General features: G+C 67.5%; 15 protein-coding genes and 1 riboswitch. Of the genes, 7 read left to right on the forward strand and 8 right to left on the reverse strand.

From position 1 onward, the window contains the following. Nucleotides 1–8: 8 nt before the first annotated feature. The 6 genes from B2W55_RS26890 to cobU all read right to left on the reverse strand — a co-directional run bounded on the left by B2W55_RS26890 (nucleotide 9) and on the right by cobU (nucleotide 3,590). A complete protein-coding gene (locus tag B2W55_RS26890; protein ID WP_024579697.1) occupies nucleotides 9–1,055 on the reverse strand; it encodes a LacI family DNA-binding transcriptional regulator in 1,047 nt (348 codons plus the stop codon). Nucleotides 1,056–1,172: 117 nt separating this feature from the next. Continuing rightward, a complete protein-coding gene (locus tag B2W55_RS26895; RefSeq protein ID WP_024579698.1) occupies nucleotides 1,173–1,910 on the reverse strand; it encodes a CbtA family protein in 738 nt (245 codons plus the stop codon). Between the two features lie 10 nt (nucleotides 1,911–1,920). Beyond that, entirely contained in the window at nucleotides 1,921–2,118 is a 198-nt protein-coding gene (locus B2W55_RS26900; RefSeq protein WP_024579699.1) for a CbtB domain-containing protein, read from the reverse strand. Next, the gene (locus B2W55_RS26905; RefSeq protein ID WP_051404252.1) at nucleotides 2,115–2,444 is read right to left on the reverse strand and encodes a hypothetical protein; all 330 of its coding nucleotides are present in this window, start codon (nucleotides 2,442–2,444) and stop codon (nucleotides 2,115–2,117) included. Before B2W55_RS26905 ends, B2W55_RS26900 begins: the two co-directional genes overlap by 4 nt. Next, complete coding sequence (gene bluB / locus B2W55_RS26910) at nucleotides 2,422–3,054, reverse strand: 5,6-dimethylbenzimidazole synthase (RefSeq protein WP_024579700.1); 633 nt, start codon at nucleotides 3,052–3,054, stop codon at nucleotides 2,422–2,424. Before bluB ends, B2W55_RS26905 begins: the two co-directional genes overlap by 23 nt. A gap of 32 nt (nucleotides 3,055–3,086) precedes the next feature. Beyond that, nucleotides 3,087–3,590 carry a bifunctional adenosylcobinamide kinase/adenosylcobinamide-phosphate guanylyltransferase gene (gene cobU / locus B2W55_RS26915; protein WP_024579701.1) on the reverse strand — a complete coding sequence of 168 codons (504 nt, stop codon included), beginning with the start codon at nucleotides 3,588–3,590 and terminating at the stop codon, nucleotides 3,087–3,089. 149 nt (nucleotides 3,591–3,739) lie between these two features. Between cobU and cbiB the strand changes: the two genes are divergently transcribed. Both cbiB and cobD read left to right on the forward strand, forming a co-directional pair. Further along, nucleotides 3,740–4,681 (forward strand): adenosylcobinamide-phosphate synthase CbiB, encoded by a 942-nt coding sequence (cbiB, locus tag B2W55_RS26920; protein ID WP_024579702.1) that lies wholly within the window; start codon nucleotides 3,740–3,742, stop codon nucleotides 4,679–4,681. A gap of 11 nt (nucleotides 4,682–4,692) precedes the next feature. Further along, nucleotides 4,693–5,661 (forward strand): threonine-phosphate decarboxylase CobD, encoded by a 969-nt coding sequence (gene cobD, locus B2W55_RS26925; RefSeq protein WP_024579703.1) that lies wholly within the window; start codon nucleotides 4,693–4,695, stop codon nucleotides 5,659–5,661. A gap of 1 nt (nucleotide 5,662) precedes the next feature. Here cobD and B2W55_RS26930 read toward each other — a convergent pair whose 3' ends face one another. Continuing rightward, a complete protein-coding gene (locus B2W55_RS26930) occupies nucleotides 5,663–7,111 on the reverse strand; it encodes a cobyric acid synthase (RefSeq protein WP_024579704.1) in 1,449 nt (482 codons plus the stop codon). A 12-nt stretch (nucleotides 7,112–7,123) separates the two neighbouring features. Beyond that, a complete protein-coding gene (gene cobO, locus B2W55_RS26935) occupies nucleotides 7,124–7,774 on the reverse strand; it encodes a cob(I)yrinic acid a,c-diamide adenosyltransferase (RefSeq protein ID WP_024579705.1) in 651 nt (216 codons plus the stop codon). Between the two features lie 38 nt (nucleotides 7,775–7,812). Then, a riboswitch (cobalamin riboswitch) is annotated at nucleotides 7,813–8,023 on the forward strand. Between the two features lie 91 nt (nucleotides 8,024–8,114). Here cobO and B2W55_RS26940 point away from each other — a divergent pair. Genes B2W55_RS26940 through B2W55_RS26960 form a run of 5 tightly spaced genes read left to right on the forward strand, consistent with a single transcriptional unit; the run spans nucleotide 8,115 to nucleotide 14,557 of the window. Next, complete coding sequence (locus B2W55_RS26940; RefSeq protein WP_024579706.1) at nucleotides 8,115–8,489, forward strand: DUF1636 family protein; 375 nt, start codon at nucleotides 8,115–8,117, stop codon at nucleotides 8,487–8,489. Next, complete coding sequence (gene cobW / locus B2W55_RS26945) at nucleotides 8,486–9,520, forward strand: cobalamin biosynthesis protein CobW (RefSeq protein ID WP_024579707.1); 1,035 nt, start codon at nucleotides 8,486–8,488, stop codon at nucleotides 9,518–9,520. The genes B2W55_RS26940 and cobW overlap by 4 nt, the downstream gene beginning before the upstream one ends. Further along, nucleotides 9,520–12,768 (forward strand): cobaltochelatase subunit CobN, encoded by a 3,249-nt coding sequence (gene cobN, locus B2W55_RS26950; RefSeq protein WP_024579708.1) that lies wholly within the window; start codon nucleotides 9,520–9,522, stop codon nucleotides 12,766–12,768. The genes cobW and cobN overlap by 1 nt, the downstream gene beginning before the upstream one ends. Then, nucleotides 12,765–13,928: a precorrin-3B synthase gene (gene cobG / locus B2W55_RS26955; RefSeq protein WP_024579709.1), complete on the forward strand. Its 1,164-nt coding sequence runs from the start codon at nucleotides 12,765–12,767 to the stop codon at nucleotides 13,926–13,928. Before cobN ends, cobG begins: the two co-directional genes overlap by 4 nt. After that, nucleotides 13,928–14,557, forward strand: a complete 630-nt coding sequence (locus B2W55_RS26960) for a precorrin-8X methylmutase (RefSeq protein ID WP_024579710.1) — start codon at nucleotides 13,928–13,930, stop codon at nucleotides 14,555–14,557. Before cobG ends, B2W55_RS26960 begins: the two co-directional genes overlap by 1 nt.

Genomic DNA, 14,557 nt, shown 5'->3' on the forward strand with positions numbered 1-14,557 from the left:
GCGCGAGGCTATTTTCGGCCCCGCGCCGGCGTTGCCGGCGCGGCGCAGGAATGGCGCAGGATCAGGCGTGTCGGCAGGAATACCGGCTCGCTGCTGCGGGGCTTGTCGTCGTCGCGGATCTGCTCCAGCAGCAACCGCGCGGCGGTGCGGCCGACCTCGTTCATGTCCCAGCTCAAGGCCGAGATCGCGGGCGTCGCATGGCGGGCGAGGTCGGTGTCGCCGCTGCACACCAGCGAGACGTCCTGCGGATAGCGCAGGCCGTTGCTGGTGATCGCCTCCAGCACCTCGGCCAGCATGCTGGTGCCGAGCGAGATGATCGCGGTGGGCGGCTTTGCCGATTGCAGCAGCTGGCACACCGAGCTGAAGGCGGTGTTGGCGCCCTGCATGTGCGGGCGGATCAGCGTGGGGTCGACCTCGATCTTCGCTTCCTGGTGCGCCTGCCGGTAGCCCGCGAGCCGCTCCGTGCTCGGCAGCACCGCGGCGCTGCCGGTGAGCAGCGCGATCCGGCGATGGCCGAGGCCGAGCAGATAGCGCGTCGCTTCCAGCGCACCGCCGCGATGATCGACCCGAACCGGGACGCTGCCCGGCACCTCGCGGTCCACGCTCACGCAGGGCAGGTCGAGCGTCGCCAGCCCCTTCATGAAGTCCTTGTGGGAATTGTCGCCGGCGAACAGCAGCAGGCCATCCATCTGGCGGCGGCGCACCGCCGACAGGAACGCGGCCTCGCGCACCTCCTCGTGCTTGGTGGCGGCCAGCATCAGCAGGAAGCCGGCGCGCTGGAACTCCTCCTCCGCCGCGCTCACCATGCCGGTGTAGTGCGGGTTGGAGAAGTCGGCGACCATGCAGCCGATCGTGTTGGAGGCCCGCGAGCGCAACGCCTGCGCCGCCTGGTCCGGCTCGAAGCCGAGACGCTTCACCGCGCGCATGATGCGGGCGTGCAGCTCCGCGCTGGTGTAGATGCCGCCATTGAGCGTGCGGCTGACGCTCGAGACCGATACGCCGGCCTCGGCCGCGACGTCACGAATCGTCGGTCGTGTCCGTCGTGTCTTGGCCATCGCTGGTTGGATCCCGTCGGTTCGGCGACGCCGTCAGCCCCGCGGCAGACGGCGTCGCCGAACCTAATCAGGCTCCGCCGCGAATCTCAATTGATTCCTGTCGCGATGGTTGTCGCGTTACGCCGACGCCGGCCGATCGAAATAGGCGAAGGCCGTGCTGGTCAGGCTGCCGAGCAGGGCCCAGAATACCAGGCTGGTCAGCGTCACGGCGACCACGAATTGATGCGACAATGACGAAGGCACGTTGGTCTCGACATGCTCGAGCTCGGGCGCGCCGATCAGATGCGGCAGCATGATCAGGGCGACGCCGGCGATGGCGGCCGGCGCCGAGCGCCTGAACACGATCAGTCCGAGGCCGGCGGCCGTCGCCAGCACCGCCGTGATCCACCAGATCTGGCGCGAGAGCAGCGGCGCGGCCGGCACACCCGGCAGTTCGGGCGGCAGTCCAAGACTTGGCGCGATCGTGAAGACGGCAAAGCCCGCGAGCCCCCACATCAGGCCTTCGTGCCAGGAGATCGGTTCGCCCGTCGCACCACTGCGGACGGCGAAGAAGCCGCCGAGCAGGAGTGCGAAGCCGATCGCGGTCAGGATGTTCGCGCCCGCCGTGTAGAGGTTGCGCTCCAGCCCGTCCTTCGGCTCCCATGCCTCGGCGCCATGGTCATGATCTGCCGCGTCGTGCACGAGGACGACCTGCGGCGAAGCTGCGGCTTCATGCTTGTGCTCGGCCGCCTTCTCGTAGACCTCGGCCTTGAGGATCAGCGGAACGGTGCCGAACTGCTGGGCGGCGGTGACGATCAGGCCAACGATGAATCCGGCAATGACCGATGAGAAGACGATCGAGCGAAACGTGCTCATGCCAACGGGATCAGTGGCAGGGGAATGCGTTGGAATGACGCACGTCGTGCGCGGCATTGTGGACCACGTCGATGTGCGAGAATCCGACCACGCCGACAATGAACAGACCGAGCGTCATCGCCATCAGCGACTGCGCAAGCCGTCCGACCTGTCCGGCGGCAACCGGCAGATGCGCCGTCTGGGTTTGCGTAGCCTGGGATTGGCTCATGGTCGTTCTCCACCTTCGATTTGATCGGCTTCTAGCAGCTTTCGGGCGATGTCGCGACTGGTAAGATGCAGATTTGTTCCAAGCGGGATGCGCTTGCGTCGGATCTTGTCGCGTGCCGCGGCCCGGAACGCGTCTTCGTGTCGCTCGAAATAGCCGATGCAGGCCGACGGCTCTGGCTCCCTGCCGAGCAAGGTCCGAAACGCACCCCGATGCACTGCGCAGATCGCGCTGTGCTGCGGGAGAGCAAAGACCAGCGAAGCGATGTCGGCGCGCCACTGCACGCCGCCACTCGCGGTCGCGCGGTCAGCGTCGGATGGTGAACTCACCGGCACCTCGTCGCGATTCCCACTTGGCCTGCTCGAGCTCCGGACGGTCGCATTCCGCCTGAGGGTATCCGATGCAGAGATAGCCGACGAACTTCCACGACGCGGGCACGTCGAGAATGTCGTGGATGCGGTCCGGGTTGAGGATCGATACCCAACCGAGCCCGATCCCCTCGGCGCGCGCGGCGAGCCACATCGAGCAGATCGCGGCCACCACGGAATATTCCGTGGTCTCCGGCATCGTCGCGCGGCCGAGGCCGGCGCCGATCTGGTCGGTCTTCTCGGCGAACACGGCGAGATGGTCGGGTGCCTCTTCGAGGCCCGACAGTTTCAGCGCGGCATATTTCGCGGCGCGCTCGCCCGAATAGGACCGCAGCGCATCGGCGTTGCAGGCCTTGAAGTCTTCGATCACGGCACGGCGCCGCGCTCTGTCATCGACCATGACGAAGCGCCAGGGCTGGCTGAGGCCGACCGAAGGCGACAGGCAGGCGATCTCGATCAGCCGCTCGATCGTCCGATCCGGCAGCGGATCGGTGCGGAAGCGCCGTACGTCGCGCCGCCACACGAACAGTTCGTGCAGTTGATGGCGAAATGCGTCGTCGAACGAGACCATCGCGGAGCCTTTGCCAGGATCGGTCGCGGCGTTCATTTTAGCTTCATCGGCAGGCCGGCCACAACGAATTCGACCTCGTCGGCTGCGGCTGCGATCGACTGATTCATCAGGCCGGCGGCGTCGCGGAACGTTCGCGCCAGCGCATTGTCGGGCACGATGCCGAGGCCGACCTCGTTGGTGACCAGGATCACCGGGCTGCGCTGGTGCGGCAGCGCAGCCGCCAGCCGCGTGACCTCCTGCGACCAGTCGCGCTCGGCATGCAGCAGATTGGACAGCCAGAGCGTCAGGCAATCAACCAGCCTTGCGCCGCCGCCATCGGTCGCGGACAACGCCTCGACGAGATCGAGCGGCACCTCGCGTTCGATCCAGTCGTTGCCGCGCCGCGCGCGATGCCGGGCGATCCTCTCGTCCATTTCAGCATCGAGCGCCTCGGCGGTGGCGATATAGACCGGCTGCCCCGGAAAGGCGCGCGCACGACCTTCGGCGCGCCGGCTTTTCCCGGATCGCGCCCCGCCCGTGATCACAATGACCGCCATATCATCTCCTGTGCGACCGGCATCCGCTTCCGCTCGAAAACGCTCTAACCACCAATCGCGGTGAAAGACAAAGCCGAAAATCCACCGGCGAGGGCTTGCGCTCGGCCGACGTCTTGCGCATCACGGGAGATCGCGGCGAGGAGAGATGCGTGGGTTTTGCGGGAGCGATGGTGGTGGCGATGGCCGTGGATGCCTTGATCGGCTGGCCGTCCCCGCTGTTTGCGCGCATCGGCCATCCCGTGACCTGGCTCGGTTGGCTGATCAATTTGCTTGATGGCGCCTGGAACCGGACATCCGATCCGTCGCCATTTCGCCGCGCGGCAGGCGCTGCGGCGGCGATCCTGGTGATTGCGCTGGCGGCCGCGCTCGGCTGGGCCGTTCAGTCCATGCTCGCATCCGAATGGGCGGGTGTCGTCGTTGTCGGTGTGCTGGCGTGGCCGCAGGTGGCGTTGCGCTCGCTGCATGACCATGTCGCCGCGGTGGCCAAGCCGCTGGTCTCCGGTGACATCGCAGCTGCCCGTCTGGCGGTCGGGCAGATCGTCGGGCGCGATCCGGCGATGCTCGACGACGCCGGGATCGCGCGCGCGAGCATCGAGAGTCTTGCCGAGAACGCGTCCGACGGCATCGTGGCGCCGGTGTTCTGGGGCGCGCTGTTCGGCCTGCCGGGAATCCTGGGCTACAAGGCGATCAACACGCTGGACTCCATGATCGGGCATCGCACCGAGCGGCACGAAGCATTCGGCTGGGCGGCGGCCCGGATCGACGATCTCGCCAACATCATTCCGGCGCGGCTGACCGGGCTGCTGTTCGTGCTGCTCGCGCCAAACCGTTCGCAGGCGTGGTCATGCATGCTGCGCGATGCACGGCGGCATCGTTCGCCGAATGCCGGCTGGCCGGAAGCCGCGATCGCCGGCGCGCTCGGCGTGCGGCTCAGCGGCCCCCGCATCTATCACGGGCACGTCGCGGACGAGCCCTGGCTGAACGAGGCCGCGCGCGATCCGGCCGCCGCCGACATCCTCGCCGGGCTGACGCTCTATCGCCGTGCCATGACGCTGCTGGCCGGGGTGTTCGTCGCGCTGGCGTTGCTGTAAGAGAGCGGCGCATGCGAGAGCACGGCGGAAATCTTGACGTCGCCCAGCAACGCTTCGGCGGGGCCGCGGACGATTGGATCGACCTGTCGACGGGGATCAACCGGCAGCCTTATCCGCTGCTCGATGTCGAGCCGCGGCAATGGAGCGCGTTACCGTCGCGATCGGATATCGAATCTCTCCACCACGCCGCGCGGCAGGCCTACGCGACCGATGCGCCGATCGTAGCGATCGGCGGCGCACAGGCGGCCATTCAGCTGCTGCCGCGTCTCGCGCCTCGCGGGCGGGCGCGCATCCTGGCGCCGACCTATAATGAGTATGCCGCGGTGCTGTCGGCCGCCGGTTGGGACGTCGAGGAAGCATCCGATCTCGCAGCGCTCGCCGACGCTGATCTTGCCGTCGTCGTCAATCCGAACAATCCGGATGGACGGCGCCACGAACGGGGCGAACTGCTGGCGTTGTTGCCGCGCGTCGGCCGGCTCGTGATCGACGAGAGTTTTGCCGACGCCGTTCCCGACCTCTCCCTCGCAGCGGAGGCAGGACGGCCACACCTCCTGATCCTGCGCTCGTTCGGGAAATTCTACGGACTGGCCGGCGTCAGGCTCGGCTTCGCCATCGGCAGCGAACGCGATATCGCCGGACTTGCGGCGATGGCGGGCCCTTGGCCGGTCTCGGGAGCTGCCATTGCGATTGGGCGGCGGGCGTTGCTCGATCGGGACTGGGCAAGAGCGACGGTTGCGCGGCTCGCGGACGATTGCGTCAGGCTCGACACGGCAGCACGCTCGCGAGGCTGGACGCTGGTCGGCGGCACGCCGCTGTTTCGTCTCTATGATGTCGGCGATGCGCTGGCCGCACAGGAGAAGCTTGCCCGCGGCCAGATCTGGTCGCGGGTTTTCCAGCAACAGCCGGGATGGTTGCGCCTCGGCCTGCCGGGCAACGAAGCCGAATGGTCGCGGCTCTCTGCCGTGCTGGCGCGCGGATAATCTAGCGCGCCAGCGCCAGCAGGCCCTCGACATCGAGATGGCTCTCGATGTGCCCGGCCAGCGCGTCGAGCGCGCTTTCGACCCTGGCACCGTAGGGCTGATCCGCGGCCGCGATATCGAGTCGCGCAAGGAACGCCTTGCGGAAATCGTCCGAGGCGAACAGGCCGTGCAGATAGCTGCCGTGGACGCGTCCATCGGCGGAAACGGCGCCTTCCGCCGCGCCGTCGATCGATGCGAACGGCCGCGCGCGATCCGCCCCGTCGGTGTGCCCGATATGGATTTCGTAGGCGCTGATCGGCTGACGGGTTGCGGCATGGACCGCGCTGACGCGGGTCAACGTCTTCTGCTCGGTCATGACGGTCGTGACGTCGAGCAATCCGAGGCCGGGCGTTTCGCCGGCGGGACCTTCGATCCCATCGGGATCGGCGACGCTCCGCCCGAGCATCTGGTAGCCGCCGCACAGGCCGAGCACATGGCCGCCGCGGCGATGATGCGCCAAGAGATCGATCTCCCAGCCCTGCGCGCGCAGGAACGCGAGGTCGCCGCGGGTCGATTTCGAGCCGGGCAGGATGACGAGTTTTGCATCACCAGGGATGGCTTCGCCCGGACGCACCATCACGAGATCGACACCGGGCTCGAGCTTCAACGGATCGAGGTCGTCGAAATTGGCGATCCGCGACAGCGCCAGAAACGCAATCTTGCACTGGCCGGGCTTGCGCGCCTCGCCCAGCCCGAGCGCGTCTTCGGCCGGAAGCTCGCCGGCGCGGCCGAACCACGGCAGCACGCCAAAGCCGCGCCAACCGGTACGGGCTTCGATCAGCCGGTAGCCGTCGTCGAACAGCGTCGGATCGCCGCGGAACTTGTTGATGACAAAACCCTGGATCATCGCGGCATCGTCGGGATCGATCACCGTCTTGATGCCGACGAGCTGTGCGATCACGCCGCCGCGGTCGATGTCGCCGACCAGCACCACCGGCACGTCGGCCTTGCGCGCAAAGCCCATATTGGCGATGTCGGCCTTGCGCAGATTGACCTCGGCGGGGCTGCCGGCGCCTTCGACCAGCACCAGGTCGGTGCGTGCCTTGAGGCGGTCGAAACTTTCCACCACGGCACCCATCAGCGACGGTTTCATCGCGGCATATTCGCGCGCGCGTGCGGTCGCGATCCGCTTGCCGTGCACGATGATCTGGGCGCCGACATCGGTCTCCGGCTTCAGCAGTACCGGGTTCATGTCGGTGTGCGGCTCGACGCCGGCGGCGAGGGCCTGCAAGGCCTGCGCGCGTCCGATCTCGCCGCCGTCGATGGTCACGGCCGCATTGTTCGACATGTTCTGCGGCTTGAACGGCAGCACGCGCAGGCCGCGCCGCATGGCGGCACGCGCGAGGCCCGCGACGATGAGCGACTTGCCCACGTCGGAACCTGCCCCCTGGATCATCAATGCGCGCGCCATGGCGTTGGGCTCTTAGAATTCGACGCCCGGCTGGGCCTTGATGCCAGAGCGGAACGGATGCTTCACCAGGGTCATCTCGGTGACGAGATCGGCGATCTCGATCAACTCGTCCTTGGCGTTGCGCCCGGTGAGCACGACATGGGTCATCGCCGGCTTCGACGTCTTCAGGAAATCGACCACGTCTGCGATCGCCAGATAGTCGTAGCGCAGCGCGATGTTGATCTCGTCGAGCACGACCATGCGCAGGTTTTCGTCCGCGATCAGCTCCTTGGCCTTCTCCCAGCCGGCCTGCGCTGCCGCGATGTCGCGGGCGCGATCCTGGGTCTCCCAGGTGAAACCTTCGCCCATCGCGTGGAATTGACAGAGCTCGCCGAAATGCCCGGTCAGCAACCGGCGCTCGCCGGTATCCCAGGCGCCCTTGATGAACTGCACCACCGCGCAAGGAAAGCCATGGGCCACGCAGCGCACGATCATGCCGAAGGCCGACGATGATTTTCCCTTGCCGGCGCCGGTATGAACGATGATCAGGCCCTTTTCGCCGCTCTTGGTCGCCATGATGCGGTCCCGGGCGACCTTGATTTTCGCCATTTTGGCCGTGTGGCGCGCCTCCAGCGAAGCCTCGCTGCCGGCGTCCTCGCGCTCGCCACCCTGTTCAGAAATCATGTGATATTCCTTTGGCTTGACAAGTACTGGGCTTGGACGAATGGTGGGCCCGCGCTGGTTCCTGTCCTACGACAGGCGAAGAGGGAATGCGATAGGGCTCAGGTTCGGGCCCGAAGCGCAGCCGCCCCCGCGACCGTGACCGGAGAGATGTCCAAGGCCACTGATTTCCACGGAAATCGGGAAGGCGGGGATCGAAGGGCGACAGCCTGCTCCGCAAGCCGGGAGACCTGCCAGTGCAGCAATTGAGACCGGCGGACGGGGGTGTTCCGCGACGGGGAACGAGCCTCCATTGGTTGGTTCGTTTGCCTCATCGCCTCCAACTGCCAATTCGGGAAGAGCGATGAGCGTTACACTTCATGTCTGCATCACTTGCCGCGCCGGCCAGACGGTGGCCGAAGGTGAAACCACGCCGGGCGCACGTCTGCACGCCGCGATTCGCGACGCCGGCGTGCCTGATGGGGTCAATCTGGTTCCCGTCGAATGCCTGTCGGCGTGCAGCCAGGGCTGCTCGGTCGCGCTCAGCGCGCCCGGACGGTGGTCCTATGTCTATGGCCGCCTGTCGGAGGCCAATGCAAAGGACGTGATCGCCGGCGCGTCCGCCTATGCGGCGGCGCCGGATGGCATCGCGCCGTGGCGCAGCCGACCAGAAATCTTTCGCAAGCAGTCGCTTGCCCGCATTCCACCCATTGCCGTCGTGCCGGAGGCCGCTGAATGACAACGCTCACCAAAGTCCCCGTCACCGTCGTGACCGGCTTTCTCGGATCCGGCAAGACCACGCTGATCCAGCATCTGATCCGCAACGCCAACGGCAAGAAGCTCGCGGTGCTGGTGAACGAATTCGGCAGCGAAGGGGTCGACGGCGATATCCTGAAATCCTGCGCCGACGCCAATTGTCCGACCGAGAACATCGTCGAACTCGCCAATGGTTGTATCTGTTGCACCGTCGCCGACGATTTCATCCCGGCGATGGAGCAACTGCTGGCGCGTCCCGTGAAGCCCGATCACATCGTGATCGAGACCTCGGGGCTTGCGCTGCCGAAGCCGCTGCTCAAGGCGTTCGACTGGCCGGAGATCCGCTCGCGGATCACCGTCGACGGCGTGATCGCGCTGGCCGATGCCGAGGCGGTCGCTGCCGGTCGTTTTGCGCCGGATCCGGTCGCCGTCGATGCGCAGCGCGCCGCTGACGACAACCTTGACCACGAGACGCCGCTCTCGGAAGTGTTCGAGGACCAGATCGCCTGCGCCGACATCGTGCTGCTGACCAAGGCCGATCTCGCTGGCGCCGAGGGGATCAAGGCGGCGAAGCAGGTGATTGCCGCCGAGATGCCGCGTGAGGTGCCGATGCTGCCCGTGGTCGACGGCACGATCGATGCGCGCGTGATCCTGGGTCTCGGTGCGGCGGCGGAAAATGATCTCGCGTCGCGTCCGTCGCATCACGACGGCGAAGAGGAACATGAGCACGACGATTTCAATTCGGTGGTGATCGATCTTCCGGAGATCGCCGATATCGATGCGCTGGTGGCCTCGATCAAAGGGCTGGCGCGCGAGCAGAACGTGCTGCGCGCCAAGGGCTACATCGCGGTCGCGGGAAAGCCGATGCGCCTGCTGGTGCAGTCGGTCGGCGAGCGGGTGCGGCATCAGTTCGATACGCCGTGGGGTGCGCGGCCCCGGCAATCGAAGCTGGTCGTGATCGGCGAGCATGGCGACATCGATGAAGCGGCGATCAGGGCCCGGCTTGGTGTCTGATGCATGTCATCTTCCGCGAGAGTCGCGGCCTTGAGGAGACCGCGACACCAAGGGACCTCGGCCAGGATCCGGCCGATCTCGTGGTGTTGTCGTTTTCCGACAGCGATCTCGCGGCCTTCGCAGCCGGCTGGCGGCGGGGACGCGCCGCGTTACCGTCGCTGCGGCTCGCCAATCTCGCGGAGCTGCGCCATCCGCTGTCGGTCGATACCTATATCGAGCGGACGCTCGCTCATGCGCGCGGCATTCTCATCCGTCTGATCGGTGGCGAGCCCTACTGGTCCTACGGCCTGGCCGCGGTGCATCGGCTGGCGAAGGAGCGCGGCATCGCCCTGGTGGTGCTGCCGGCGGACGGCCGCGACGATCTGCGGCTGGATGAGTTCTCGACCTTGCCGGTCTCCGCGCTGCGACGGCTCAAGGTGTTGTGCGACAAGGGGGGGCCGGTTGCCGCGCAGGCGGTGATATCGCAACTGGCGCTGGCGTCCGGACTCTATGCCGGGCCTGTCGTCGGCGAGATCGATCTTCCCGAGACCGGCGTTTACGATCTCTCCCGTGGCGCCGTCGCGGCGCTGCCGGCATCGGATGGCCGGCCGCGGGCGCTGGTGACGTTCTATCGCTCCTATCTCGCGGCCGGCGACACCGCGCCGGTCGATGCATTGATCGATGCGTTGCGCGCGAAGGGCTTTGACGCCCACGGGATCTTCGTCACCTCGTTGAAGGCGGCGGGCGTCGCCGATTGGCTGCGGGCGCAATTCGCACCATGCGCGCCGGCCGCCATCGTCAATGCGACCGCGTTCTCCGCGGCTGGCGAGGACGGCAAGACGCCGTTCGACGCCGCATCGTGTCCTGTCTTCCAGGTCGCGCTATCCACCGCGCGGCGCGAGGATTGGGCCTTGTCGCTGCGCGGCCTGTCGCCCGGCGATCTCGCGATGCACGTGGTGCTGCCGGAGGTCGACGGCCGCCTGTTCGCGGGCGTCGTGAGTTTCAAGCAGCCGGGCGAGCGCGATCCCGATCTGCAATTCGCGCATCTCGCGCATCGGCCGGATGCCGGGCGCGTCGCGGCGATCGTCGCGCGTGTCGCTGCCTGGCACCGTCTTGCCGGCAAGTCCGCGCAGGACAAGCAGCTTGCGCTGGTGCTCTCGAATTATCCGGGCCGTCCGCATCAGATCGCGCATGCCGTCGGCCTCGATGCGCTGGCCTCGGTCGAGGCGTTGCTGGCGGATCTTGCGGCGGCGGGATTTGACGTCGAGCCGGTGAGGTCGCCGGGCGACGCGCTCTTGCGCCGTAAACTGGCTTGGGACGTGCGCGAATATCGCAAGGCGCTCGCCAGTCTTCCCGAGCAGCTCCAAGATGATCTGGCGCGCGCGTGGGGAGCACCAGAGGATGATCCCGATTGCCGTGACGGCGCCTTTCATTTCGCCGCGATCCGATGCGGCAAGTCGGTCATCGCCGTTCAACCGGAGCGCGGTGATGTCGGGCACCGCGATGCCGACTATCACGACCTGTCGCGCACGCCGCGTCATGCCTATGTCGCGTTCCATCTCTGGCTCCGGCAGCAGGCTATCGATGCCGTCGTCCACATCGGCGCGCATGGCACGCTGGAATGGTTGCCCGGCAAATCGGTTGCGCTGTCATCGGCGTGTTGGCCGGAAGCGTTGATCGGCGATCTGCCGGTTGTCTATCCCTTCATCGTCAACGACCCCGGCGAGGCGGCGCAGGCCAAGCGCCGGATCGGCGCCGTGACGATCGGTCACTTGCCGCCGCCGCTGGCACAAGCCGCGGTGCCGGAAAGCCTGCGTGCGCTCGAGCGCTTGCTCGATGAATATTCGACTGCCGACGGTCTCGATCCCGCCCGACGGCAGCGCCTGATCGCTGCGATCCGCGAGGAGGCACGCATCGCGGGCCTCGAGGATGATCTGGGTCTTGCGGCGTCGGTCTCGGCGGCCGAGGCGATTCCGCAAATCGACCGCTTCGTCTGCGATCTCAAGGAGAGCCAGTTCGGCGACGGCCTGCACGTCTTCGGGCAGGGCGCTTGCGGCGAAGCGGAGAAGGCCGCGTTGCTCGATGCGCTCGCCGGCCGGCGGGTTGCGCCGGGGCCGTCAGGCTCGCCCTATCGCGGGCGCAGCGACGTGCTGCCGACCGGCCGCAATCTGTACGCGGTCGATCCGCGCGCGGTGCCGACGCCGTCGGCGCATGCGCAAGGCGTGAAGCTCGCCGAGGAACTGCTGCGCCGTCATTTGCAGGATCACGGCGACTGGCCGAAAGGGCTCGTCATCGATCTCTGGGGCTCGTCGACCATGCGCACCGCCGGCGAGGATTTTGCCATGGCGCTGCATCTCGCCGGCATCGCGCCGCGCTGGGATCACGGATCGGGTCGGGTGACCGGCTACGACATCATCGCGCCGGCGGAGCTCGGCCGTCCCCGTATCGACGTGACGCTGCGCGTATCGGGCTTGTTCCGCGACGTGTTTTCGGGGCTTGCCCAATTGTTCGAGGCTGCCACGGAAGCCTTGTCCGAACGCAGCGATGAAGCGGACGAGAATCCTTACCGGCAGCGCATCGCGCGCGTGTTCGGTCCGCGCCCCGGGCATTATGGCGTCGGCATCGCGTCGCTAGCCTATGTCTTCACGCCGGAGGCCCGTGACGCCGCCGGCGAAGCGTGGTTGTCGGCGTCCTCCTGGGCGATTGCGTCCGATGGCGAGATCCGCCCCGATCGCGAAGGCATCGAGGCGCGGCTCGGTGCTGCCGACAGTTTCGTGCATACCCAGGATCTGCCTGAGACCGACCTGCTGCTGGCGGCGGATTATGCCGCGCATGAGGCCGGCATTGCAGCGGCTGCTGTCCGGCTGGGCACCAAGATCCCGTCGCTCTATCACCTCGACGCGACCCGGCCGGATCAGCCGCATGCCCGCTCGCTGACCGAGGAAATCTCGCGGGTGGTGCGGGCACGCGCCGCCAATCCGGCATGGATCGCAGGCATGATGCGCCATGGCTTCCGCGGCGCTGCCGAGATCACTGCGACGCTGGAGCATATGGCGGCATTTGCCCATCTCGCCGGCGCGGTGCCGCCGCATCTGTTCGACCTCTATTACGACGCGACGCTCGGCAATGACGAGGTTCGCGGCTTCATGGCGCGCGACAATCCGGCGGCGCTGGCTGCGATCGAAACCTGCTTTGCCCGTCTGCATGACGCGTCGCTCTGGCAGACGCGGCGCAATTCGATCGCGGCAGCGTTGCAGGAGGCGACATGAGCGCGGTTGCGATCAAGGGCTGGTGTCCCGGCGCGCTGCGGCCGATGCAGTCGGGCGACGGGCTCGTGTTGCGCATCCGCCCGCGAGGTGGACGGCTTGAAGCAGCGCAGGCGGTCGGGATCGCCGAGCTGGCCGCACGATACGGCAACGGCCTGATCGACCTGACCAGCCGCGCCAACCTCCAGATCCGCGGCGTCAGCGAAGTGGGTTATCCGGCCTTGATCGACGGACTCGGGGCGCTCGGTTTGCTGGACGCGGATTCCGAGACCGAGGCGCAGCGCAACATTCTGGTGACGCCGTTCTGGATCGCCGGTGACGACACGAGCTCGCTCGCGGCCGAACTTGAACGGGCGCTCGCCGGTGCTTCGCTCGATCTTCCGACCAAGTTCGGTTTCGCAATCGATGACGGCACTGTCCGGGTGCTGACCGGCGCGTCGGCGGACATCAGGATCGAACGCGATCGCAACGGTGGGCTGCTGGTGCGTGCCGATGGCGTCGAGCGCGGCCGTTCAGTCACCCGCGGCGAGGCCGTGCCGGTCGCGTTGGCGGTGGCCGAATGGTTCGTCGCCTCCGGAGGCGCCAAAGGCGAGAAGCGGCGGATGGCGACGCATCTGGCCAGCGGCGCGACCTTGCCCGACTTCCTGCGCGGCGATGCCGAGCCCGTGGCCCGATCGGCGGCGCCTGTTCCCGGCCTCTACCCGATCGGCGCGATGGTCGGCGTCGCGTTCGGGCAAATGCCGCACCAGACGCTCAACCATCTCGCCGCATCCGCGCAGGCGCTGCGGATGACGCCGTGGCGGATGCTGCTGGTGGAGGGGATGCATGAGATGCCCTGCGGGGCGGACCTCGTCACCGACGCCGACGATCCGGCGCTGCGCGTCATCGCTTGCAGCGGCGCGCCACGTTGCGGTGAGGCGCATGCCGATACGCGTATGCTGGCGTCAGCGCTCGCCCGGCACATCCCGGCCGACGCCCGGCTGCACGTCTCCGGTTGCCCCAAAGGTTGTGCCCATTCCGGTCCTGTTGACATCACGCTCGTGGCAACGCGAGAAGGCTTCGACCTGATCCGCCGCGGCACCACGCGCGATACGCCGGTCAGGCGGGGCCTGACCGGCGCGGAGCTCGCCGCCAACCCCTTGCTGTTGATGGGAGGCGGTTGATGCCGCACGTCTATGAGACCGATGGCGCGGCGATCTATCGCCAGTCGTTTGCCACGATCCGCGCCGAGGCCGACCTTGCCAGGTTCACGTCCGACGAGGAGCCGGTGGTGGTGCGCATGATCCATGCCGCGGGCATGGTGGGCCTGGAAGCGCATGTGCGCTTCACCGCCGGCATGGCCGCCCGCGCAAGGGAAGCCTTGCGGAACGGCGCGCCGATCCTCTGCGACGCGCGCATGGTGTCGGAGGGAATCACGCGCGCGCGCCTGCCGGCTGGCAACGCGGTGATCTGCACGCTCGGAGACCCTGATGTGCCCGCGCTGGCGCAATCGATGCGCAACACGCGGTCCGCTGCCGCGCTCGAGCTGTGGCGGCCGCATCTGGCCGGCGCCATCGTCGCGATCGGCAACGCGCCGACCGCGCTGTTCCATCTGCTCAACATGCTGGAGCATGCCGACTGCCCACGGCCGGCGGCGATCATCGGCTGCCCGGTCGGTTTCGTCGGCGCGGCCGAGTCCAAGGCGGCATTGATGGCCGAGCCGCCGGTGCCGGCGCTGACGGTCGAGGGACGCCTCGGCGGATCGGCGATCACGGTTGCCGCCGTCAATGCGCTGGCGAGCCGGAGCGAATAG

The organism is Bradyrhizobium sp. UBA2491, from assembly GCF_002341725.1.
Lineage (GTDB): Bacteria > Pseudomonadota > Alphaproteobacteria > Rhizobiales > Xanthobacteraceae > Bradyrhizobium.

Coding starts and splice junctions, on each gene's coding strand:
- B2W55_RS26890 (WP_024579697.1), bottom strand. CDS start 1,055: ATGGCCAAGACACGACGGACACGACCGACGATTCGTGACGTCGCGGCC.
- B2W55_RS26895 (WP_024579698.1), bottom strand. CDS start 1,910: ATGAGCACGTTTCGCTCGATCGTCTTCTCATCGGTCATTGCCGGATTC.
- B2W55_RS26900 (WP_024579699.1), bottom strand. CDS start 2,118: ATGAGCCAATCCCAGGCTACGCAAACCCAGACGGCGCATCTGCCGGTT.
- bluB (WP_024579700.1), bottom strand. CDS start 3,054: ATGGTCTCGTTCGACGACGCATTTCGCCATCAACTGCACGAACTGTTC.
- cobU (WP_024579701.1), bottom strand. CDS start 3,590: ATGGCGGTCATTGTGATCACGGGCGGGGCGCGATCCGGGAAAAGCCGG.
- cobD (WP_024579703.1), top strand. CDS start 4,693: ATGCGAGAGCACGGCGGAAATCTTGACGTCGCCCAGCAACGCTTCGGC.
- B2W55_RS26930 (WP_024579704.1), bottom strand. CDS start 7,111: ATGGCGCGCGCATTGATGATCCAGGGGGCAGGTTCCGACGTGGGCAAG.
- cobO (WP_024579705.1), bottom strand. CDS start 7,774: ATGATTTCTGAACAGGGTGGCGAGCGCGAGGACGCCGGCAGCGAGGCT.
- B2W55_RS26940 (WP_024579706.1), top strand. CDS start 8,115: ATGAGCGTTACACTTCATGTCTGCATCACTTGCCGCGCCGGCCAGACG.
- cobW (WP_024579707.1), top strand. CDS start 8,486: ATGACAACGCTCACCAAAGTCCCCGTCACCGTCGTGACCGGCTTTCTC.
- cobN (WP_024579708.1), top strand. CDS start 9,520: ATGCATGTCATCTTCCGCGAGAGTCGCGGCCTTGAGGAGACCGCGACA.
- cobG (WP_024579709.1), top strand. CDS start 12,765: ATGAGCGCGGTTGCGATCAAGGGCTGGTGTCCCGGCGCGCTGCGGCCG.
- B2W55_RS26960 (WP_024579710.1), top strand. CDS start 13,928: ATGCCGCACGTCTATGAGACCGATGGCGCGGCGATCTATCGCCAGTCG.